Origin of the sequence: Vibrio sp. VPAP30 (assembly GCF_001188205.1) — a bacterium.
Classification (GTDB): Bacteria; Pseudomonadota; Gammaproteobacteria; order Enterobacterales; family Vibrionaceae; genus Vibrio; species Vibrio bivalvicida.
The window spans coordinates 13,807-36,551 of the sequence record NZ_LBLS01000019.1; the positions used below are offsets into that span (position 1 = coordinate 13,807).

Consider the following 22,745-nt stretch of genomic DNA (forward strand, 5'->3'; position numbering starts at 1 on the left):
TAATAAGGCTAGTAGAGAGGCGAGTTCGTCTCTATAAAAAGGATTTTTATGTTTAAGCTGATCACGCCCAAAAACGATAACCAACTGAATAAGTACTATCACTTCCGTTGGCAGATGTTACGAGAGCCGTGGCGAATGCCAATTGGTTCAGAACGTGATGAATACGATCCGATGAGCCATCATCGCATGATTGTTGATGGTCGTGGTAGACCGATGGCTATCGGCCGGTTGTACATCACGCCAGACAGTGAGGGCCAGATACGCTATATGGCAGTAAAAGGTTCTCGTCGTGGCAAAGGCATGGGGTCACTGGTATTGGTTGCCTTAGAATCATTAGCGCGCCAGGAAGGGGCGAAACGCTTAGTGTGTAATGCCCGTGAGGATGCGATCTCCTTCTATGAGAATAATGGCTTTGAGCGACGTGGTGAATTGACCGACGAGCGTGGTCCGGTAAGACACCAGCAAATGGTGAAGCATCTTGATCCTATGGCGAATGTACTGCGTAAACCTGAGTGGTGTACTGAGCTGCAAGAGCGATGGGAACATCAAATTCCGATTAGTGACAAGATGGGCATCAAGATAAACCAATACACAGGTTATCAGTTTGAATGTGGCGCGCAGCTCAACCCCAACTTAAACCCGCACAATACAATGTTTGCCGGTTCTGCTTTCACCTTAGCGACGCTTACTGGTTGGGGAATGACCTGGCTACTGATGAAAGAGCGTGGGTTAAGTGGTGATATTGTGCTGGCCGATAGCCAAATCCGCTATCGTCACCCAGTGACGCAAAACCCCGTAGCGTCCACGTCGCTTGATGGCATTAGTGGCGATTTAGATCGTTTGGCATCAGGACGCAAAGCTAGAATTGTCATTCATGTGACCATTCAGAGTGGCGAACAGGCTGCCGTCGACTTTATTGGTACATATATGTTGATCCCTAATTATAAATCGGTACTTGGCGAAGACTCTGTAGCTGAAGAGTGAATCTCTAGTTCTGGTGATGGCGTTATCGGTTGAGGCTTGTCAGGCTTGCAAGTCTGTTTTATCACATTGGTGGCGCTAAGAATATCTGACCAAAGCTCAGCACAATCATGTTGTGATTTAAACAGCAAGGTGGAAAATTGCGGCTTGGTTAGATCCATCTCTCCAGCAATTTGTGAAATGCTATTGGGGCTACTCACGGTTATTCGCCCACGATCAGCAGTCATCTCTACCGCTCCTAAGTCTAATTGATGTTGATATTCTTGTTCACCATCAAAGCTTTTGGCCTGTAAAGTCGCTTGGTGGAAATAGGTCGTTACTTTCCCTGATAGACTGTGTGACAGCATAGAGTAGTCTCCAGATAATCCCTTGAGTTCAACCTCTGTTTCGGCAAGCCCTGTGAGTGAGAAAGGCAGAGATTGCTCTACAAAGTAATGTTCAAGCGGTATACCGTCGGCGTGGAGTGTTAGCTGCCAAGGGGCACTTAGACTGCCCCTATCCCAGGTTCCATTTGCTTCGATATAACCTTGCTCTAGAGGAATAAAGGCTCGATCTAAGGTAAGTTTTCTGTTGCTTGCGTGAGCAGTGAGGTGTGCTTGGGAAGACACCAATTTGTCGATGCTAGCGGCATTAGCACTGATCTCCAGTTTACCTTCTAACAGTCCATGCTTGTCTTGATCGATAAGCAGCAGATTTGTGCCCTCGACATTCAGCCCAGAGATTTGCCAATACGGCTGTTTTTCGACTTGGATAAACTGTGCGTTCTCTATGTCCAACTGGTCAATCGTTAAATGGTTGAGCGAAGAGGTGGCGGCTTTTAGGCTAGGAGTTAACTGCTCGGTTTGTTCTAACCATCTAATACCATTTACTGTCAGTTGCGAGAGCTTGACTGCTAGCGGTGAAACAACCCCTTGTAGCCGTACCCGTCCTTGTTTGAAATCCGCATCAAATTCTTCAATTTGGATCTGATTGTGACTGAAGGCCAACTTGGCGCTTGGTGAGAAGAGCTGCAGTTCTCTATTGCTAATGCTTTCTGCATCAAAGGAGGCATAGCCAGCTTGTTGTTGCCATGACGAGCGTTCAAGTGCGAGATTTTCAAGTGAGGCATCAAGGTGCTCGAATCGCCAATGGCGGTAGTTGAATGAACTGTTAATAATATCGAGACTGTTAATATGATAAATCGGTAAGCTGAGGTTGCGGAGTGTGGTGACAAGGCGTTCAATTTGGGTCGACTGTGGTAGCGTGAGTTGATCTATGGTGACATTCACTAGCGACCAACCTTGCGGGTATTGTTCTGCTTGGCCTGAAATGTTGGCCCCACGCCAATTAAATGAACTACCAAACACCGTGCTGTCGGTCGCTTGGTAATGCATATCGACAAGCAGGTTATCCAACGCCTCCCCTTGTATGTAAAGCTGCTCAGCCGAGAGCTGAATATCACCGTAGGGCAAAGACTGTTGTGCACTTTGCCAGACTGGGTTTTCAATCTGCAGGTTGACGCCACGTGCTGACCATCTCCCCGCGTTTATATCGACATGCTTAAAGGCCAGCTGGTGGAGTGTAAGATGGTCGAAGAGGCTTGCATCAAGGCTATCTAATTCTAAACTCGCCCCTTCTACTAGAATCGAATCAAAAGCTAGCTTGCCGTTTTGCAAAGGAAACTGACTTAACCATAGGGTTAATTTAGGCAGTTGTAGGTTTCTATCTGCGTATTCGAGGTCGACAGCATTCAATGTTAGTTGAAATGGAGGAGTGTACTCAGCGTGAATAGCTTTAAGTTGATACGGCGTAAGGCTATCAACGAGAGCAGTGACTACTTTGGCAGAGTAACGGGTTTGCATCACCGTATATAAACTAAGTATCAATAGCGTGATGGTACTGACCACTAGGATAGTAAGCAGCAAGAGTGCTTTTTTCACGTTTAATCACTTTCCCTCGTCGATAGATGCTACTAGCTTGGAACACTTTTTCTTTTCAGGCAACAAAAAGCCCCTCAACTTAGGGGCTTAGCTACACAATTTCCAATCATACCCTTCATACTTGAATCTGCAGCTTTGTTCACTGCGCCAATTCACCCTAATCACATAGAATACCTATGCTCATAGGGCTGAATTGTCTTGTGGCCGCGCTGCAACTCCAATTATTTTGGGTATACGTCACTAATCTAGCTGAGGTCCGGCTGCAACCAGAGATTTACCTTCGTCATTGTCTGTGTACTTATCAAAGTTGTTGATAAAACGCTGAGCAAGGTCTTTCGCTTTGCTTTCCCATTGTAGTGGGTCAGTGTAAGTATCACGTGGATCTAGGATGGCTGGGTCAACGTCATGCAATGCAGTAGGTACTTCCAAATTAAAGATTGGAATATGTTTGGTCTCCGCATTCTCTATCGACCCATCAAGAATTGCATCAATGATGCCGCGAGTATCTTGAATTGAGATACGTTTGCCACTGCCGTTCCAACCGGTGTTAACCAGGTAAGCTTCAGCACCAGCCGCTTCCATACGCTTCACCAGTACTTCGGCGTATTTTGTTGGGTGTAGCGTTAGGAACGCTGCACCGAAACAAGCTGAGAAGGTTGGTGTTGGCTCAGTAATACCGCGTTCAGTACCCGCCAGCTTAGCTGTAAAGCCAGACAGGAAGTGATACTTAGTCTGCTCAGGCGTCAACTTAGCAACAGGAGGTAGAACACCAAATGCATCAGCAGATAGGAAAATGACTTTGTTGGCATGACCCGCTTTAGAAACAGGTTTAACAATGTTCTCTATGTGCTCGATAGGGTAAGACACACGGGTATTTTCTGTTTTTGAGCCATCATCGAAGTCAATCGAGCCATCGCTACGGACGGTTACGTTCTCGAGTAGTGCATCGCGACGAATCGCATTGTAGATGTCTGGCTCTGCTTCTTTTGATAGCTTGATGGTTTTCGCGTAACAACCCCCTTCGAAGTTGAAGATACCATCATCATCCCAGCCGTGTTCATCATCGCCGATTAATTCACGTTTAGGATCGGTAGATAGCGTGGTTTTACCTGTACCAGATAGACCAAAGAAGATCGCCACATCGCCGTTTTCTTTACACTTGTTGGCGCTACAGTGCATAGAAGCAATGTCTTTAAGAGGAAGGAAGTAGTTCATCATCGCGAACATGCCTTTCTTCATCTCACCGCCGTACCATGTACCACCGATAAGTTGCATGCGCTCAGTCAGGTTAAATACCGTGAAGTTTTCAGAGTTCAGACCGTGCTCTTCCCACTTTTGGTTAGTACATTTGGCACCGTTCATCACCACGAAATCAGGTTCAAACGTAGCTAGTTCTTTTTCACTTGGACGAATAAACATGTTTTTCACGAAGTGCGCTTGCCATGCAACTTCAGTGATAACACGAATGCTTAAGCGAGTGTCTGGGTTGGCACCACAGTAACCATCTATAACGAAAACACGCTTACCTGATAGCTGATTGGTGACGAGCTGTTTAAGGTCGTTCCATACCGCCTGGTCTATCGGTTTGTTATCGTTTTTCACTGTGTTTGATGTCCACCACATGTGCTCTTGTGTGGTGGTGTCTTTAACTATGTACTTATCTTTAGGTGAGCGTCCAGTAAAAATACCGGTATCAACAGCGACTGCGCCTAATTCGGTGACCACGCCTTTTTCATAGCCTTCCAGATCTGCGCGAGTTTCTTCTTCGAACAACATCTCGTAGCTTGGGTTGCGAATAACCTCTTTTACGTTTTGAAGTCCGTGTTTGGTAAGATCAATTGTTGCAGCCTTTGTATGTTCCATAACGGTCATAGGTGCTCCTTATTGGAATATTTTGTAGGGATTTTGTAATAATTTTTTGAACTTCTGTCTGCTCACCATGCTAGCAATCGGTCTCATATAAAACAGGGATATAGCTCAAAAAACATCCGTATTTTAATTGGGGTTTTAAGCGACGCATCACATATTGGTGGAGTTAGTTTATCGTGTGCGCAAAGCTTTGCGCTAGAGCAAAATGATTATTAATTGACAAAAATTAACAGGTTAGTTTATTACGGCTAAGACTAGGTTTTACGGGGGGGAGATCACAAAAAAGGCCAGCATGTGCTGGCCTTTTGAAGGGTAAATTACAGGCTTGCTATGCCGTATAAATTAATGCAGCTTTTTATTGTTCATACCTGATTGGTTGAACAGCTCAGATACCTGAGCTTCGTCGAACGAATAGTTTGTGCCGCAGTAATCACAATGTAAAGAAATTGAACCTACCTCGGCTAAAATGTCGTTCACTTCTGCTCGATCGATAGTCACGATAGCTGCGCCACTGCGCTCACGGGAGCAGCCACAGAAAAACTCAACAGCTTGTGGATCAAATAGACGAACTTTCTCTTGGTTGTAAAGGCGGTACAGAAGTTCATTCGCTTCGAGTCCAAATAGCTCTTCATTTTTAACTGTATCTGTCAGTTGCTCTAGGTGTTCGAAGTCTTCAGGTGTGCCAGTACCGTCTGGCATCACTTGAATCAGCATACCAGCAGCACGTTGCTGGCCTTGATGCTCGCCAGTTCTTAACCAAATGCGAGTTTTAAGCTGCTCTGAGTTAGCGAAGTAGCTTTCGAGGATCTCAGATAAGTTGTCACCGTCAAGACCAACAATACCTTGGTAACGTTCGCCTTTCTTAGGGTCAATAGTAATAACTAGGTGGCCTTTACCCATCATGTCATGGATGTTGGCATCGTCAGCGATATCGCCTTCCCAGCGTGCAACTCCGCGAATTTTTTGGTCGTGATCACCGTTAATCACTGCCAATGATACTGGGCCGTCACCTTGCAGTTGCAGGGTAATTGACCCTTCAAACTTCAATGTTGCGGTCAAAAGTGTTGTTGAAACCAATAGCTCTCCAAGCAGCTTTTGTAGTGGTGCTGGATATTCCTTGCTGGAAATAATACGTTGGTAAGCGTCATCCAATTGTACCAACTCACCACGTACTGAAAGATCTTCAAATAAGTAGCGGTTTAAAACATTGCTTGCCATGTGGCGATTCCTCGTAAATCTGCTTGAGCTTATTGGTGTTTAAATTTAATGATATCGCGGCGCTGCTTTTTGTCGGGGCGGCGCTCTGGACTAGGGTTATGGGCGTGAAGCTTACGGCGTGTCGCGTTCTCTTCACGTTTATTAAGGCTTTCTGCTGTTTCAGAGTAGAGCGTTTGTGCTTCTGGGGCTCCGCGGCGTTGGTCAGATATCTTGTCTATAACCACGGTTTTTTCTTCGTGCCCTTGCCTTAAAGTGATTACCGCACCGAGTTCGACAGCCTTACTTGGCTTACTACGTTGACCATTATAATGGACTTTGCCACCATCGACCATGTTGCGAGCGATGGAGCGAGTCTTATAAAATCGTGCTGCCCATAGCCATTTATCGAGTCTAACTGCTTCGGTTTGGGAACCCATTGTGTATCTTGCCCTCTAACTGCGGTGGATGTCAGTACACCCAGATGATGTAACAATGGTGACGAATGTGGCATTTTTCAAGCAAGATCATATAAATTATGCTCTTAAAAAGTGACGTTTCGTGGTTTTATGTTTAGCTTGTTTCATATTTTGATACAATGATCCGCTACATCTTTGATAACTAATTATTAACCTCCGTTATACGGGTTTGAATACCATAATTTAAGGCGGAATAATCAGGGCACCTAGCCAGACAGATAGGGACAGCGAGTGAAGCAATATAGTGCAATGACACTTTATAAATTTGGCGAGGCGTTAAAAGAAGTTGGCGTTCAACAGCGTGTCAGTTTTGCAGTGATGATGATTCTGCTGACACTCAGTGCGTGGATCGGTGGGCAAATGATTTGGCAACCGTGGAGCACGCCTTCTATATCGCAATGGCAACCAAGCAGTGTGGTAAAGGTGGGTTCAGATAGCTCATCGCGAATCGACATTTCCGAGCTGCAAAACAGCAACCTTTTTGGCAAATACCAAACTAACGCGCCCGTGGTTGAACAACCCAAAGTACAAGATGCGCCTAAGAGCCGATTGAATGTGGTGTTAGTCGGTGTCGTGACCAGTTCCAATCCTGATAAAAGCTTAGCGGTGATCGCCAACCGAGGTCAGCAAGCAACTTATGGTCTTAATGAGGTCATTGAAGGCACTCGCGCTAAGCTGATCCAAGTGCAATCCGATCGTGTCATTATCGACAACTCTGGTCGCAACGAAACTGTGATGCTGGAAGGGTTGAAGTACACCAAGCCTTCTGAAACTGCGGTGCAAGCACCTAAAAGTGTGACACGCAGTCAGGTTTCACCTGACTCATTAAATAAAATTCGCGAAGAAATCCGCCAAGATGCTAAACAGATCTTCCAATACGTGCGGATGTCTCAAGTAAAACAAGATGGAGAGGTGGTTGGCTACCGTCTCTCTCCAGGCAAAGACCGAGCGCTATTTGACGCTGTCGGTCTTAAACCTGGTGATATTGCAATTTCAATTAATGGACTGGATCTCAAAGATTCTGCGGCAATGGGTGAAGTATTTAGAAGCTTGTCCCAGTTGACCGAACTTAATCTAACCGTAGAGCGAAACGGTCAACCACATGAAATATACATTGAATTATAAGGTTGTCGCAGCAGCGTCAGTCGATCCGAGGAGTACAGAGTGAACCATTGGCTTAAAAAAAGCGCATGGCTTTTAGCAGGAAGCTTATTGACGTCACCTGCTATGGTGGCAGCAAACGATTTTAGTGCCAGCTTTAAAGGCACAGATATCCAAGAATTTATTAATATAGTTGGTCGTAATCTAGAAAAAACCATCATTGTAGATCCTTCCGTACGCGGCAAAGTCGATGTGCGCAGCTACGATATGTTGACTGAAGAGCAATACTACAGTTTTTTCCTTAATGTATTGGAAGTGTATGGTTTTGCTGTGGTTGAAATGGATAACGGCATCTTAAAAGTTATCAAAGATAAAGACGCCAAGACCTCGGCTGTTCCGGTTGTCGGTGATGGCAGCATCAATGGTGATGAGGTTGTAACCCGAGTTGTCGCGGTACGTAATGTCTCGGTACGCGAACTCTCGCCGCTATTGCGTCAGCTTAACGATAATGCCGGTGCGGGTAACGTGGTTCACTATGACCCTGCCAACATTATCCTAATTACTGGTCGTGCTGCAGTGGTTAATCGTCTGGCGGATATCATCAAGCGTGTTGACCAAGCGGGTGACAAAGAGATTGAAGTGGTAGAGCTAGACAATGCGTCTGCCGCAGAAATGGTGCGAATTGTTGAAGCCTTGAATAAAACCACTGATGCTAAAAACACCCCAGCTTTCCTTCAGCCTAAGCTGGTGGCGGACGATCGCACTAACTCAATTCTGATTTCTGGTGATCCGCAAGTACGTGATCGCCTGCGTCGATTGATTAAGCAGCTTGATATTGAGATGGCATCAAAGGGTAACAACCGTGTGGTTTACCTCAAGTATGCCAAAGCTGAAGACCTAGTCGATGTGCTTAAAGGAGTTTCGGACAACCTGCAAGCAGAGAAATCTTCTGGCTCGAAGCAAGCGAGTAGTGCAAAACGTGGTGAAGTGATGATTGCTGCTCACCCAGATACCAACGCGTTAGTAGTGACTGCTCCACCCGATATCATGAACGCACTGCAAGATGTGATCGCTCAGCTTGATATTCGCCGTGCCCAAGTATTAATTGAAGCACTCATTGTAGAAATGGCTGAGGGCGATGGCCTCAACTTTGGTGTTCAGTGGGGTTCCCTGGATACCGGTGCCGTGATTCAGCACTCTAATGCTGGCGCATCAATCGGTAACGTGATGATTGGCTTAGAAGAAGCCAAAGATACGGTAGAAAAGAAACCGATCCGAGACTCGAATACTGGTGAGATCAAATATTATGAGGAAACGACAACCAAAGGAGACTACTCTACACTGGCTTCTGCTCTAGGTGGTGTAAATGGTGCGGCTCTAAGTGTAGTGATGGGTGACTGGACTGCATTGATCAGTGCTGTGTCGACCGACTCTAACTCGAACATTCTATCTTCACCAAGTATTACGGTAATGGACAACGGTGAGGCCTCATTTATTGTCGGTGAAGAAGTGCCAGTTATCACCGGCTCACAAACCGGTTCAAACAATGACAACCCATTCCAGACCGTTGAGCGTAAAGAAGTCGGTATCAAGCTTAAAGTGGTGCCACAAATCAACGAAGGTAACTCGGTCCAGCTAAAAATTGAGCAAGAAGTCTCTAACGTACTTGGTGCTAATGGCGCGGTAGATGTCCGCTTTGCCAAGCGTCAACTTAATACCTCAGTGATGGTTGAAGATGGTCAGATGATTGTCCTTGGTGGCCTGATTGATGAGCGTGCGCTGGAAAGTGAATCTAAAGTACCGCTACTGGGTGATATTCCCTACCTAGGTCACCTATTTAAATCAACCAGCACCCAGGTGGAGAAGAAAAACCTCATGGTGTTTATCAAGCCAACTATCATCCGTGACGGTATGACCGCAGATGGTATTACGCAGCGTAAATACAACTTTATTCGCGCTGAACAGCTGTATAGAGCCGATCAAGGCTTGAAGCTAATGGATGATGGTCATATACCGGTACTGCCTGAGTATGGTGAGGATATTGCTCACCCAGTTGAGATTCAGGCATTTATCGATCAGATGAGCGCGCAATAATGGACCTAGAGTTAATCCCAAGCTTTAAACGCTTGCCGTTTAGCTTTGCCAATCGTTTTAAGTTAGTGCTAGAGCCTACTGAAGGTGGGCTAGTGTTGTACTATATTGCGCCGATTTCGGTTCAGGCTCTTATCGAAGTCAAGCGGGTCTGTGGGCTGCCTTTTGCCATGCAGGAGCTGAGCAAAGAAGCGTTTGATGGCAAGCTAACCGAAGCCTACCAACGCGACTCTTCAGAAGCTCGTCAGTTGATGGAAGACATTGGCGCAGACAATGACGACTTTTTCTCGTTAGCTGAAGACTTACCGCAAGATGAAGATTTGCTTGAGTCAGAAGACGATGCACCTATCATCAAGCTTATCAACGCGATGCTGGGCGAGGCGATCAAAGAAGGGGCGTCGGATATTCATATCGAGACCTTTGAGAAAAGTCTTTCAATTCGCTTCCGGATTGATGGCGTGCTGCGTGATGTGCTCTCACCGAGCCGTAAGCTGGCCCCTTTGCTTGTGTCGCGAGTTAAGGTCATGGCGAAGCTTGATATTGCTGAAAAGCGTGTACCACAAGATGGTCGTATCTCTTTGCGTATTGGTGGACGTGCCGTGGATGTGCGTGTATCAACCATGCCATCGTCACATGGTGAGCGAGTGGTAATGCGTCTGTTAGACAAAAACGCGACACGCTTAGATCTGCATAGTCTGGGTATGACAGAAACCAACCACAATGCATTTCGCCAAATGATTGCTCGCCCACATGGCATCATCTTGGTTACTGGCCCAACGGGCTCAGGTAAGTCGACCACGCTTTATGCGGGTCTGACGGAAATAAACAGTAATGAGCGCAACATTCTTACAGTTGAAGATCCAATCGAGTTTGATATCGATGGTATCGGTCAAACTCAGGTTAACCCTAAAGTGGATATGACATTTGCCCGTGGTTTGCGTGCAATTCTACGTCAAGATCCGGATGTGGTGATGGTTGGTGAGATCCGTGACCTAGAGACAGCGCAAATTGCGGTGCAGGCCTCTTTAACAGGTCACTTGGTTATGTCGACCCTCCACACCAATACCGCTGTTGGTGCCATTACGCGTCTCCGAGACATGGGGATTGAACCATTTCTGATTTCCTCCTCTCTACTTGGTGTTTTAGCACAGCGTTTAGTACGAACTTTGTGCCCCGAGTGTAAAGAGCCTTACGAGGCCGATAAAGAGACCAAGAAGTTGTTTGACTTGAAAAAGAAAGATGACTTAACTCTCTACCGCGCATGTGGGTGTGAAGAGTGTAACTTCAAAGGTTATCGCGGCCGTACAGGTATTCATGAACTATTGATTGTTGATGATGATGTACAAACATTGATACACAGTGAAGCGGGTGAGCAGGCGATCGAAAAGCATATTCGAGAGCAGACACCAAGTATCCGTGATGATGGTCTAACGAAAGTGCGTCTAGGTGTTACTTCGCTTGAAGAAGTGATGCGAGTCACCAAGGAAGGCTAATGGCGGCATTTGAATACAAAGCACTCGATGCAAAAGGCAAGTCTAAGAAAGGGGTTATCGAAGGCGATAACGCGCGTCAGGTTCGTGCTCGGCTCAAAGAGCAAGGCTTAATTCCGGTTGACGTTAGCGAAACCCGGCAGAAGGCGAAAAAGCAGACTAGCCAAGCAACATTTCAATTTAAACGTGGGCTAAGCACTCCAGATCTTGCCTTGATCACTCGCCAGTTGGCTACTTTAGTTCAGTCTGGTATGCCGCTCGAAGAGTGTTTGAAAGCGGTGTCTGAGCAATCAGAAAAGCCACGTATCCGAACTATGCTGCTTGCGGTTCGATCTAAGGTAACGGAAGGTTATACCTTGGCCGATAGCTTGGCAGATTTTCCGCACGTATTTGATGAGCTGTTTCGCTCTATGGTCTCGGCTGGTGAAAAGTCAGGACATTTAGATTCCGTGTTAGAACGTCTTGCTGATTATGCTGAAAACCGTCAGAAGTTACGTTCTAAATTGCAGCAAGCGATGATTTACCCCGTAGTGCTGGTGGTCTTCGCGGTTGGTATTGTGGCTTTCTTGCTTGCGGCCGTCGTGCCAAAAATTGTTGGTCAGTTTGTCCAAATGGGTCAAGAGCTACCGCAGTCAACTCAGTTTTTACTCGCCGCCAGTGACTTTATCCAGAACTGGGGTCTTTACCTTTTGATTGCCTTGTTTGTGCTGATCTATCTATTTAAGTTTGCCCTCAGTAAGCCTAAGTTACGTTTAAGTTGGGATCGCAAAATCATCTCTATGCCGTTAATTGGTAAGATTGCTCGTGGTCTTAACACCTCACGCTTTGCCCGCACTTTATCTATCTGTACTTCGAGCGCGATTCCAATTTTGGAAGGAATGCGTGTCGCAGTAGACGTTATGTCGAACCATTACGTTAAACAGCAGGTCTTAATCGCGACGGATAATGTTCGAGAAGGTGCTAGTTTGCGTCGTGCACTTGAGCAAACCAAATTGTTTCCACCAATGATGTTGCACATGATTGCTAGTGGTGAACAAAGTGGAGAGCTAGAAAGCATGCTAACGCGTGCTGCGGATAACCAAGACTCGAACTTTGAATCGACAATCAACATTGCATTAGGCATCTTCACTCCGGCTCTGATTGCCTTAATGGCGGGGTTGGTGTTGTTTATTGTGATGGCGACGCTAATGCCAATTTTAGAAATGAATAACTTAATGAGTTCATAACAGCTTTTAGCAAAATTAAGCTGCTTTTTGTGGAGAATAAAATGAACAAGAAAATGAAAAAACAGTCTGGCTTTACCTTGCTAGAAGTCATGGTGGTGGTAGTGATCTTGGGTATTTTGGCAAGCTTTGTCGTACCTAACTTACTTGGTAACAAAGAAAAGGCTGATCAGCAGAAAGCGATCACTGATATCGTGGCGTTAGAAAATGCCCTCGATATGTACAAGCTTGATAACAGTGTTTACCCGTCAACAGACCAAGGCCTAGAGGCATTGGTGACCAAGCCATCTAGCCCAGAACCACGTAACTACCGTGATGGTGGTTACATTAAACGTTTACCTTCTGACCCTTGGGGCAACGACTACCAATACCTGAGCCCAGGTGATCACGGAAACGTTGATATCTTTACTCTAGGTGCTGATGGTCAGGAAGGCGGTGAAGGTGCCAATACCGATATCGGCAACTGGAATATTCAAGATTTTCAGTAATTAAACGGTTAACGCTAGATACTATGCGTCGTCATTCTGGATTTACTCTGCTAGAGATACTACTGGTTCTGGTGCTGATTTCACTTGCATCGGTGGCGGTTATTTCTACTTTACCCGCTAGTGCAGAAGACGGCGCAAAAAAGCAGGCGCAGTCATTGTTTTATCGCGTTCAACTGCTGAATGAGGAAGCGATGCTCAGTGGCAATGATTTTGGACTGCGTGTCGATGAGAAAAAGTCCGCTTATCACTTCATGCGTTTAAAGTCTGAAGGTTGGCAAAAGTTAGAGCAACATCATATCCCGCCGGAAACGGAGCTGAATGGTAGTCTAGCCATTGTGTTAGAGCTTGGTGGCAACGTCTGGAATGACAAAGAGCGTTTGTTTAAGCCCGGCTCTCTATTCGATGAAGATATGTTTGCAGAGTTTGAGCAAGAGAAGAAAAAACTACAGCCTCCGCAAGTCTTTATTATGTCGAGTGGTGAAGTCACCCCATTTTCAATTGCTATTTATCCGCAAGATCGTAGCGTTGAAGACGATGCTTGGCGAATAGTGGCAAAAGAAAATGGACAGATCTTACTGCTAGCACCTGGAGAAAGTGATGAACAAAGCTAAACAAGGCTTTACGCTTCTAGAGGTGTTGGTCGCATTGGCGATTTTTGCCACGGCGGCTATTGCAACGATACGTTCGGTCAGCCAACACATTAACACGCTTAACTTCCTAGAAGAGAAGACCTTTGCGGCGATGGTTGCTGACAATCAAATGGCGAAAGTGATGTTATCTGGCACTAAGCCGAGTAAAAAAAAGGGCAAAGAGACCCTGGCTGAGCGAGAGTGGTTCTGGACAGTGGAACCCGTTTCCACCGCCGGGGATATGCTGCAAGCATTTGATGTCAAGGTTGCAACCAGCGAAAAAGGGGCACCCGTTGTCACGGTGAGAAGCTATGTACCGAAATAACCGCGCTCGGTCACAAGGCTTTACCTTAATTGAGGTACTGGTGGCGATTGCTATTTTTGCTAGCTTGAGTGTGGGCGCCTATCAGGTTCTTAATCAGGTGCAGCGTAGTAATGAGATCTCGATGGAGCGCAGTGAACGTTTGAAAGCACTGCAGCGAGCACTGGTGTTTATGGATAACGATTTTCGCCAAATGGCCTTGCGCCAGTCTCGTACTAACGGTGAAGAGCCTTCTGCTATGTTGCTGCAATGGAAAGATTATTTGCTCGATTCTGATGCGAAGGGTGTGATGTTTGTTCGCTCGGGTTGGCACAATCCACAGCAGCAGTTTCCGCGAGGTGAAGTAAGCAAAGTCGGCTATCGGATTAAAGATAAGCAACTGCAACGAGTGTGGTGGCGCTATATCGATACACCAGCAGGGCAAGAAGGGATTGTCATGCCCTTGCTTGATGGGGTGGACTCTTTTGAGATGCGCTTTTTTGATGGTAAGAAGTGGCAGAAAAACTGGGAGACCAAATTAGCCTTACCACAGGCTGTCGCACTGAACTTGGAGTTAGAGGATTATGGCAAAATTGAGCGAATCTATCTGACATCGGGTGGGGCTTTAGAGTTAGCTGAGGAGCAGAAACAAGATGGTTAGAAAACAGCGAGGTGTTGCGCTGATCATTGTCTTGTTGCTGTTGGCTGTGATGGTCAGTATTGCCGCCAGTATGGCGGATCGTTTGTTTAGCCAGTTTAAGCGCGCAACCAACCAAATCAATTACCAGCAAGCTTATTGGTATAGTGTGGGGGCTGAAGCGTTAGCCAAAACAGGGCTTGAACAGAGCTTTAAAGACTCAGACACGATCAATCTTTCTCAGCCTTGGGCGTTAGAAGAACAAACGTATCCACTCGACTACGGGACTTTAAAAGGTCGTTTGGTTGACCAGCAAGCCTGTTTCAACCTCAATGCCTTATCGAGTGTCACCTCGACCGCGGGTTCTGATAAATCCCCTTACTTGGTGGAAGTGCTGCAAAATTTGCTTGAAGAGCTAGAAATAGAAAACTATCAGGCTGAGACGATTGCTCAGTCAGTTTGGGAATACCTAGACAATAATGACTCAGTTAACTCGACGGTTGGCGTTGAAGATAGCTTTTATGAGTCTATGTCTCCAGCGTACATGGCAGCAAATAGTCTGATGGCCGATAGTTCAGAGCTGCGCGCTGTCAATCAGGTCTCGGGCGAGGTGATGGAAAAGATACAGCCTTTTGTGTGTGCGATTCCCAGTGCAGATTTTAGGTTAAATGTGAATACCATACAGCCTGAACAAGCCGCATTGTTAGCGGCGCTATTTCAACCTGCGCTCAGTGTAGATCAAGCTAAGCAAGTGCTTGAAAACCGGCCTTTTGATGGTTGGGAAAGCGTAGATGATTTTTTAAACGAAAAAGAGTTTGCCAACGTAACCGATGAGGTTCGTAAAGAGGGTAAAGGTTACTTGGCGGTGACCAGTGCCTATTTTGAACTGGATGTTGAATTATTGGTTGGGGAGTCTCGAGTGAGAGTTCGCAGCTTGCTATTTAGTAGTGATAAACAAACTGCGACGGTCATTAGCCGTCGCTTCGGAGGTATCGGTGAACGAGTTTCTGATCGTTCGACTGACAAATAATACCGCTCAGGCTATCCAGTGGTTAGTCTGGTCGGAGTCGCAAAAGGAAGTGATTGCGAGTGGCGAGTTAGACAGTCATCAAGCGTTACCAGAGATCGCGACGTACGCGGAAGGGCGCCGTACGATTGCCTTGTTGTCGGCACAAAGCCTAGTGTTAACCGATGTAGAAATTCCGGCAGGCGCAAGTCGTCAGCTTGAATCTATGCTGCCCTATGTGCTGGAAGATGACTTAGCGCAGGATGTCGATCAACTGCACTTTACCATCCTGAGTAAATCACAAGGTCGTGCACAGGTATGTGCGCTGGACTCTGAGTGGTTAGAAAAGGTCCTTATGGAACTTGGTGATATTGGCTGTCAAATACAAAAAGTAATGCCAGACGTATTAGCTTTGCCTGATAACGATGGTATGTCTGCCGTTGAGCTTGGTCAGCAATGGTTAGTGAAAAAGTCGTCTTATCAGGGGATGTCAGTCGAGAGTGACTGGTTGTCTTTAGTTGCTCAATCTGAATGGGCACAGGAAGGTGATGAATATCTACCGCTAACAGCATACTCGGCTTTACCAGCTTCACTTGAACTTGCTGAGCAGCAGTCGTGGATTAACGGCGAACCTAAGTTAGTCATGCAACTACTTGCTGAACAAGCCATTACTAGCAAGATCAACTTACTTACCGGGCAATTCAAGCCGAAATCTTCTTTCAGTCGTTACTGGAAAGTGTGGCAGAAGGTTGCGGTGGCGGCTGTTTTATTAGTGGCCGTGGTCGTGGTCGATAATGTGCTTAAAATTCAAAAGTATGAAGCCCAGGCGAGTGCCTATCGTGTAGAGAGTGAGCGGATTTTCCGTCAGTCATTACCGGGTAAAAATAAGATTCCAACCGTCAGTTATTTAAAGCGCGAAATGGAGCGTGAAGTGAATCGCTTGTCTGGAGGCTCTGAAGATAGTGCGTTACTTAATCTAATGGTTAAGTTGCCACCGCTGCTTAATAAAGTGCCTGGGTTGGATCTCACTAGCTTTAAGTATGACAGTGGGCGTAATGAAGTTCGCCTACAGGCGCAAAGTAAAGATTTTCAAACCTTTGAAAAGGCCGCTGAGTTGCTCGGCTCTAATTTTGCCGTTGAACAAGGTCAACTTAATCGTTCAGGGAGCTTGGTCAACGGCTCTTTCGTCCTAAAACCTTTGTGAGGTGCTAAGCATGAATAAATTGGTTAATACCTTACAAACATGGTGGCTGAGTATTTCTCAGCGTGAACAGCGCTTAGTGGTGGCTTGCTCATTGCTGGTGATTTTAGGTGGGTTGTACTGGGGTGTTGTGCAACCTGTGGCTGAGCGAGCCGACAATGCCCAAATGCGAATTCAAAGCGAAAAGCAATTGCTCTCTTGGGTAAAAAACAAGGCGGACAAGATCAGCCAGTCTCAAGGACAAGGTCGCGGATCGGTTTCTAGCCTGCCTATCAACCAAGCGGTCTCTGCGAGTGTCAGTCGGTTTAAAGTAGAGCTGATCCGAGTCCAGCCACGTGGTGAGCAGTTCCAAGTGTGGGTCGCACCTATGCCGTTCAATCAATTTATGGATTGGATAACTTTCTTGCAAGAAAAGCATGGCATTAAGGTTGTATTCCTGGATATTGATAAGGGCGATACAGACGGTATGATCGAAGTAAATCGACTTCAGCTTGGCAGAGGGTAATTGGGTGAAAAAGACAGTTTTATCGGGCTTATTCCTTAGTACCGTTTTTGTTACCAGTGCTATGGTGCACTTACCCGCTCAGTTCGTCGTGCAGTATGCTCCACTACCTAATCAGCTCAAGCTAATAGGCGTTGAAGGGACAGTATGGCAAGGCTCAGTGCACCAAGTTAAGTGGCAAAACCAAAGCTATGGAGCGCTTAATTGGCAGCTTAATATTGCCAAGCTGTTTACTGGAGGGATAGAGGCTCAGGTGCGTTTTGGCCGCGGTAGTGATTTGTCGCTCCAAGGTCGCGGGATTGTTGGTTACTCACCCAGTGGTTTATACGCCGAGAACTTAATCGCTTCGTTGCCAGTCGAACAAGTGCTGGAGTTTGCGCCGTCACTACCTGTTCCGTTAGAACTGAGTGGTCAAGTAGAGTTAAGCCTGCGCACTTATGCTTACGCCGCTCCGTACTGTGAAAGCGCGCAAGGCAGCGTAGTATGGAATACCGATATCGTTGGTACACCTATGTCTGATTTGCAAGTAGGCCCCGTAATTGCAAACTTTACCTGTCAGCAAAGTCGTTTTGATGTCGTTGGGCAGCAAAAGAGTGACCAAGTTGAAAGTGGCTTTGTTGCTAAGTTGAATTCTGATCAGAGCTACACTTCCAGTGCTTGGTTTAAGCCGCAAGCTGAGTTTCCGAGCGCATTTCAACAACAGCTAAAGTGGCTGCCAACTCAAGCTGACAGCGAAGGTAAGTTTCAGTTTAGTTATCAAGGTCGGCTTTAGCCGTTAAGTAGAAAGATCAAACAGGGCAGTCTATTGACTGCCCTTATTTGTTTGCGTTTGTTGCTATTTGGTGGCTGGGAAGCTGATTTGCACTTTTAACCCTCCGCCACTGCGATTGTTAACAATCACTGAGCCATTGTGTTGGCTGACGATTCGTTTAACGATAGCCAACCCTAACCCTGTTCCTTCGCTTCCACGTGCTGTATCGCCGCGCGTAAAGGGTTCAAATAGTTTGGCGATTTGGCTTTGCTCTATCCCTGGACCATTGTCTTCGACACACACCCAAACTAACTTGTTGTCAGCGGTAATGCCTGTGCTCACTTTAGTCCAGCCGTCGCCATAGCGAATCGCATTGACCACTAAATTGCTCACTGCACGTTTGATCGCAATTGGGCTACCTAGTGTTTCTTTCAGTGGTTGGTGTAGGTCGGTATCAATTTGCACCTCATAGCCACCTTCAGATGAAGCGACATCGTTGGCGATCTCATTGAGGTCAACTTCAATGAAAGATTGCTTGTTTACCGGTTTGAGGTAATCCATAAACTGGCTGATGATTTCGTTACACTCTTCGGTATCACTGATGATGCCTTCTGCCAGGTAGCTATCTTCAGGTGACATCATCTCAGTCGCCAAACGAATTCGGGTTAATGGCGTACGCAGGTCATGACTAATACCTGCCATCAACAAGGCCCGGTCTTCTTCGAGTGCTTGGATACCCTTTGACATTTGGTTGAATGCTTGTGTCACCGAGCGAATTTCTGATGCGCCTTTTTCTGGCAGTGGTGGTGGGATTTCACCACGACCGACTCCTTTGGCTGCTTTTTCTAGCGCGATCAAAGGACGATTTTGCAAGCGGATAAACAGCCAGCCACCAGCAACAATTAACAGTGCCATGATCAGGCTATTGCGAAACAGCGGGGTAAAATCCTCTTCTTGCAGCTCAGAGAGTGGAATGCGCAGCAGTGAGTCTGGCAGGGAGTCTATTTTCATCCACAATACATAACTCTCTTCTCCAAGCATCATACGAACATCGGTTGGTGAGCCTAGCTCGTTCGTCATCTCTTCACTCATCAAATCAATACGCACTGCATGGTGATATTCGTCAGCCATTGGGCTGTCTTTGGCATGAACGGTCACGCCAAGTTGCTCTAACACACGTCGACGCAGTGGCGCATCCATTGCCAGTCCATCTTCTATGGTTTGAGAGTCATCAAGCATAAGATTAATCTCGTGACCGAGGATCTTATTAAATTGCTGCAGACTCGGCATAAGAGCGTAGTTAAAGACTGCGTAATAAGAGTAAATCTGGCTTGCGATAAGCAGAGTAAGAAAGATAAAAATGGATTGAGTAAATGAGCTGCGGATGCGCATAACACCTACCTTGAGAGAAGGTTAGTATAAATCAAAGAGTGCGAGACTTAGTCTCGCACTCTATCAAACATATAGTTGGTTAAGCTTCTTTGCCGTCAGGGACGAACACATAACCTAAGCCCCATACCGTTTGAATGTAGCGAGGTTTACTTGGGTCGACTTCGAGCATACGGCGCAGGCGAGAGATCTGCACGTCAATTGAACGCTCCATCGCTGAGTATTCTCGACCGCGAGCCATATTCATTAGCTTATCACGCGACATTGGCTCACGAGCATTGGTCACGAGAGCTTTCAATACGGCAAACTCACCAGAAGTTAGCGGCATGGCTTCATCGCCACGGAACATTTCACGTGTACCTAGGTTTAGGCGGAAATCACCAAACTCAACCACCGATTCTTCACTACTTGGCGCACCTGGCAGCTCGGTAGTTTGACGGCGTAAGACCGCTTTAATACGAGCTAATAGTTCACGTGGGTTAAACGGTTTTGGTAAGTAGTCATCTGCCCCTACCTCTAGGCCGACGATACGATCAATCTCGTCCCCTTTTGCGGTCAGCATCAGAATTGGTAACGTGCTGTTGGCATTACGCAGGCGACGGCAGATCGATAGCCCGTCTTCGCCTGGTAACATCAGGTCTAGCACCATCAAATGGAAAGTTTCACGCGTTAGCAGGCGGTCCATCTGCTCACTGTTTGCAACACTACGAACTTGGAATCCTTGTTCAGACAAGTAACGCTCTAGTAGTGCACGAAGTCGTGCATCATCATCAACAACTAAGATCTTGTGATTTTCTTGCATGTAATGGGTCCACCTAGTTAATAAGCTTGCGCGACTTCTGGCTGTTGAAACAGTCACCTTTATGCGCAACTTAAAATGTAACACTGTTCTTAAGCTATTGGTGCAAAGAATTGTTAACGTTTATTTCCTTTTTAGCTAATGTATATCGGAACTTCAATTTAATAACGTCAGAAATATGAAAACGAACCTAATAACAAGAGAAGGCTTTGATCGACTTAAAAAAGAGCTCGATTTTTTGTGGAAAGAAGAGCGTCCGGAAGTGACCAAAAAAGTGACTTGGGCGGCGAGTCTCGGTGATCGGAGTGAAAACGCAGATTATCAATACAACAAAAAGCGCTTAAGAGAGATAGATCGCCGCGTACGCTATCTGCGTAAGCGCTTAGAGCAAGTCAAAGTGGTCGATTACTCTCCGCAACAAGAAGGCAAAGTGTTTTTTGGCGCTTGGGTGGAAATAGAAAATGAAGCCGGTGACGTCAAAGCATTCCGTATTGTTGGCCCTGACGAAATCTATGGTGATGCTAAGGGCTACATTTCGATTGATTCGCCGATGGCACGCGCACTGTTGAAAAAAGAAGTCGATGACGAGTTTAGCGTCAAAACCCCGGAAGGTTACAAAGAGTGGTTTGTTAACTGTATCCGCTATGGTGCTGAATAACAAAAAGTCCCGATTTGCGGGACTTTTTGCTTTAACTATTTTTCGCTAGCGGGCTTGTCAGTCAGAATGTAGTTGTGCTCACTGCCGACAACTGCACCATATTTAAGGAAGTTTTTACCTAAGATCATGCTGTAGTGGAAACGGCTACGGTCTTTGAGGTTAACGCGGATCTTTTTCTCTAGTTCACCGAGTTTGACCTGCATCTCGACCACTGGGCGAATGGTTGGTTGCTCACCTTTCTTCGCCCTAATCTTCATGCTATCGACTACCTCTAGGGTAAAGTCTTTCTCCATGCCAAGATCATTTTTGTAGGTAAAACTGACCATAGGCTTGCCGTCTTTTTCGAACTGTTTGATGTTCTGTGCATTGATCGAGCTGACATCGGCACCCGTGTCGAGCTTGACTGGGAAGCTAAGGCCTTCTACTTGTGCTACTTCAATATGGCCTGCTTTAAACAACGGGTAAGAATCGAGAAGATGATCGGTGCGGGTATTGATCAGCACCCCATTTTTCGACATTTTCTGACCGATGATGAAGTAGTCTTTGGTTTCGTCTTGGTCAAGAACATCAATCGCGTACGGCAGTTCAACTTTTTCACCGTATAAGGTGAAGGTACCAAACACTACCGGGCGGGTAGAGTCACCAACTTTTAGTGTCTTATTGATTGGTTTAGAAAATTGCTGCGCTTCACCGTTTTGGTCGGTGAGATAATAGGTCACCCACTCCTTGCCATTTTTGTCAAAGATCTCGAAGCTCGCGACCTTCAGTAGCGGTGTTTTAACCACTAAAGAAGGCTCAGCAGTCAGCTCAATACCATCAAGTAGCAGCGACTCTTCACCAGAGACTTGCATTGCCTTTGATTTGCTACTCATGGTTTGAGGTGTACCTGCAAGTAGAGATACCGCGCTAGTATCTATCATAAAGCGTCGATTAAGCGTCCCTTTGCCAAGGCGCAACTGAGAGTTGAATTTGCTACGGTCGGTTAAGTAGACGAACCAGTACTGAGTTTCAGCGTCGTTGGTTTCGACTGGAATAAAGACCATCGGGCGTTTAGTGCCGCTCACATTGAGCATGCGCACTAGCGGTCGAGTGAGTGTCGAACGATTGCCGTTATCATCCTCAATATCAAATGAGACTTGCTGTTTCTTGTTGTCGACTTTGATATTAGTGGCATGTAGAGCGGAGTAATTGTTTTGCAGTGAGTAGCTGACCTTTTGTTTAACACCCGCGATCTCAACCGCTTCTTTTTTGCCAATAAGCTGCGCGTTTTGCTGCTCTTGCAGATAATCGTACCCTGCGTAAACCCAAGCGTTGTTATCTAAAAAGGTTTTGCCGATCAGAATCGGCGCTGAAAACTGAGTTCTATCGGTCAAATTAACCTCTGTCATCACCGTTTTACCTGCAATGGTCATAGGTAACGCAATCGTAGGTCTTAGGATCGGTTCTTTTTGGGTTCGATTACGAATCACACCGACGTGTTCTATTGGTCTGGTGATCTGGATATTTTCTCCCGTATGTGGGTGTTTAATGGTGAAAGTCACTTCAACACCGTAAGGGGCAAAAAGATCAGCATTCCAATCATCGTAATCGACGTTATCAATTGGGGCAAAGTCAACTAAAGCCTTCATCAGCTCTTGATCTTTTAGGTGACTGAATTCTGAATGGGAACTAGATACGCGAATATTAGTCGCGTGCATTGACGTGGTATCGGCTCCGGTATCTATCTTACCAGCAAATGAAACTCCTGTTAGCGCTTCTATCTCGTTGAGATAAACACTCTCTACACGACCCAGAACGAGCTTGTCATCGAGTGTATAGACAGGTGATTGAGTAGACGCATTGATACTGGTGCTGCTTTGATCGGCTAACACATAGGATGAGACTAGGGAGATAGATAATGCCAGTAAGATTTTTTTCATCGCGGTTCCAACTAATCGTTATTCGCACAGGTCGTGAACGAATTTAGTTCCATTTTTTAGTTCTAAGTTCTGAGCTATCTTTATTTCTGACATAACTTTCACATATTTGCCAAACTAT

At 46.1% G+C, this 22,745-nt stretch carries 21 protein-coding genes; 14 read left to right on the forward strand and 7 right to left on the reverse strand.

The window, feature by feature from the left end; genetic code table 11:
* The first annotated feature begins 48 nt into the window (after window positions 1-48).
* A complete protein-coding gene (locus ZX61_RS07835) occupies window positions 49-984 on the forward strand; it encodes a bifunctional GNAT family N-acetyltransferase/hotdog fold thioesterase (protein ID WP_049844128.1) in 936 nt (311 codons plus the stop codon).
* Here the strand turns inward: ZX61_RS07835 and ZX61_RS07840 are convergent.
* The 4 genes from ZX61_RS07840 to hslR form a co-directional block, all read right to left on the reverse strand.
* On the reverse strand, window positions 942-2,900 hold the full coding sequence (locus ZX61_RS07840; protein WP_049844129.1) for an AsmA family protein: 1,959 nt from the start codon (window positions 2,898-2,900) through the stop codon (window positions 942-944). The two genes, ZX61_RS07835 and ZX61_RS07840, sit on opposite strands and share 43 nt — an antisense overlap.
* Before the next feature lie 240 nt (window positions 2,901-3,140).
* Window positions 3,141-4,772: a phosphoenolpyruvate carboxykinase (ATP) gene (gene pckA, locus ZX61_RS07845; RefSeq protein ID WP_049844130.1), complete on the reverse strand. Its 1,632-nt coding sequence runs from the start codon at window positions 4,770-4,772 to the stop codon at window positions 3,141-3,143.
* Between the two features lie 339 nt (window positions 4,773-5,111).
* Complete coding sequence (gene hslO, locus ZX61_RS07850) at window positions 5,112-5,987, reverse strand: Hsp33 family molecular chaperone HslO (protein WP_049844131.1); 876 nt, start codon at window positions 5,985-5,987, stop codon at window positions 5,112-5,114.
* A 29-nt stretch (window positions 5,988-6,016) separates the two neighbouring features.
* Window positions 6,017-6,403 (reverse strand): ribosome-associated heat shock protein Hsp15, encoded by a 387-nt coding sequence (gene hslR / locus ZX61_RS07855; RefSeq protein ID WP_049844132.1) that lies wholly within the window; start codon window positions 6,401-6,403, stop codon window positions 6,017-6,019.
* A 288-nt stretch (window positions 6,404-6,691) separates the two neighbouring features.
* Between hslR and gspC the strand changes: the two genes are divergently transcribed.
* Genes gspC through ZX61_RS07915 form a run of 12 tightly spaced genes read left to right on the forward strand, consistent with a single transcriptional unit; the run spans window position 6,692 to window position 17,883 of the window.
* Window positions 6,692-7,567 (forward strand): type II secretion system protein GspC, encoded by an 876-nt coding sequence (gspC, locus tag ZX61_RS07860; RefSeq protein WP_049844299.1) that lies wholly within the window; start codon window positions 6,692-6,694, stop codon window positions 7,565-7,567.
* A 39-nt stretch (window positions 7,568-7,606) separates the two neighbouring features.
* Window positions 7,607-9,637: a type II secretion system secretin GspD gene (gene gspD / locus ZX61_RS07865; RefSeq protein WP_049844133.1), complete on the forward strand. Its 2,031-nt coding sequence runs from the start codon at window positions 7,607-7,609 to the stop codon at window positions 9,635-9,637.
* Entirely contained in the window at window positions 9,637-11,127 is a 1,491-nt protein-coding gene (gene gspE, locus ZX61_RS07870; RefSeq protein ID WP_049844134.1) for a type II secretion system ATPase GspE, read from the forward strand. The genes gspD and gspE overlap by 1 nt, the downstream gene beginning before the upstream one ends.
* Window positions 11,127-12,350, forward strand: coding sequence for a type II secretion system inner membrane protein GspF (gene gspF / locus ZX61_RS07875; protein ID WP_049844135.1), 1,224 nt, complete (start codon window positions 11,127-11,129; stop codon window positions 12,348-12,350). Before gspE ends, gspF begins: the two co-directional genes overlap by 1 nt.
* Window positions 12,351-12,391: 41 nt before the next feature.
* On the forward strand, window positions 12,392-12,835 hold the full coding sequence (gene gspG / locus ZX61_RS07880; RefSeq protein WP_049844136.1) for a type II secretion system major pseudopilin GspG: 444 nt from the start codon (window positions 12,392-12,394) through the stop codon (window positions 12,833-12,835).
* A 23-nt stretch (window positions 12,836-12,858) separates the two neighbouring features.
* A complete protein-coding gene (gene gspH, locus ZX61_RS07885; RefSeq protein ID WP_049844137.1) occupies window positions 12,859-13,446 on the forward strand; it encodes a type II secretion system minor pseudopilin GspH in 588 nt (195 codons plus the stop codon).
* A complete protein-coding gene (gspI, locus tag ZX61_RS07890; protein WP_049844138.1) occupies window positions 13,433-13,789 on the forward strand; it encodes a type II secretion system minor pseudopilin GspI in 357 nt (118 codons plus the stop codon). Before gspH ends, gspI begins: the two co-directional genes overlap by 14 nt.
* Entirely contained in the window at window positions 13,776-14,426 is a 651-nt protein-coding gene (gene gspJ / locus ZX61_RS07895; RefSeq protein WP_049844139.1) for a type II secretion system minor pseudopilin GspJ, read from the forward strand. The genes gspI and gspJ overlap by 14 nt, the downstream gene beginning before the upstream one ends.
* Entirely contained in the window at window positions 14,419-15,432 is a 1,014-nt protein-coding gene (gene gspK, locus ZX61_RS07900) for a type II secretion system minor pseudopilin GspK (RefSeq protein WP_049844140.1), read from the forward strand. The genes gspJ and gspK overlap by 8 nt, the downstream gene beginning before the upstream one ends.
* Entirely contained in the window at window positions 15,398-16,612 is a 1,215-nt protein-coding gene (gspL, locus tag ZX61_RS07905) for a type II secretion system protein GspL (protein ID WP_049844141.1), read from the forward strand. The genes gspK and gspL overlap by 35 nt, the downstream gene beginning before the upstream one ends.
* A gap of 10 nt (window positions 16,613-16,622) precedes the next feature.
* Window positions 16,623-17,114 (forward strand): type II secretion system protein M, encoded by a 492-nt coding sequence (locus ZX61_RS07910; RefSeq protein ID WP_049844142.1) that lies wholly within the window; start codon window positions 16,623-16,625, stop codon window positions 17,112-17,114.
* A gap of 4 nt (window positions 17,115-17,118) precedes the next feature.
* Entirely contained in the window at window positions 17,119-17,883 is a 765-nt protein-coding gene (locus ZX61_RS07915) for a type II secretion system protein N (protein WP_049844143.1), read from the forward strand.
* A gap of 63 nt (window positions 17,884-17,946) precedes the next feature.
* On the opposite strand, the gene envZ is transcribed toward ZX61_RS07915, so the two are convergent.
* Entirely contained in the window at window positions 17,947-19,254 is a 1,308-nt protein-coding gene (gene envZ / locus ZX61_RS07920) for a two-component system sensor histidine kinase EnvZ (protein ID WP_049844144.1), read from the reverse strand.
* Between the two features lie 79 nt (window positions 19,255-19,333).
* The gene (gene ompR, locus ZX61_RS07925) at window positions 19,334-20,053 is read right to left on the reverse strand and encodes an osmolarity response regulator transcription factor OmpR (RefSeq protein WP_004746095.1); all 720 of its coding nucleotides are present in this window, start codon (window positions 20,051-20,053) and stop codon (window positions 19,334-19,336) included.
* A gap of 175 nt (window positions 20,054-20,228) precedes the next feature.
* On the opposite strand from ompR, the gene greB reads away from it, so the two are divergent.
* Window positions 20,229-20,708: a transcription elongation factor GreB gene (greB, locus tag ZX61_RS07930; RefSeq protein WP_049844145.1), complete on the forward strand. Its 480-nt coding sequence runs from the start codon at window positions 20,229-20,231 to the stop codon at window positions 20,706-20,708.
* A gap of 35 nt (window positions 20,709-20,743) precedes the next feature.
* On the opposite strand, the gene ZX61_RS07935 is transcribed toward greB, so the two are convergent.
* A complete protein-coding gene (locus ZX61_RS07935) occupies window positions 20,744-22,627 on the reverse strand; it encodes a putative ATP-dependent zinc protease (RefSeq protein WP_049844146.1) in 1,884 nt (627 codons plus the stop codon).
* Between the last annotated feature and the right edge of the window lie 118 nt (window positions 22,628-22,745).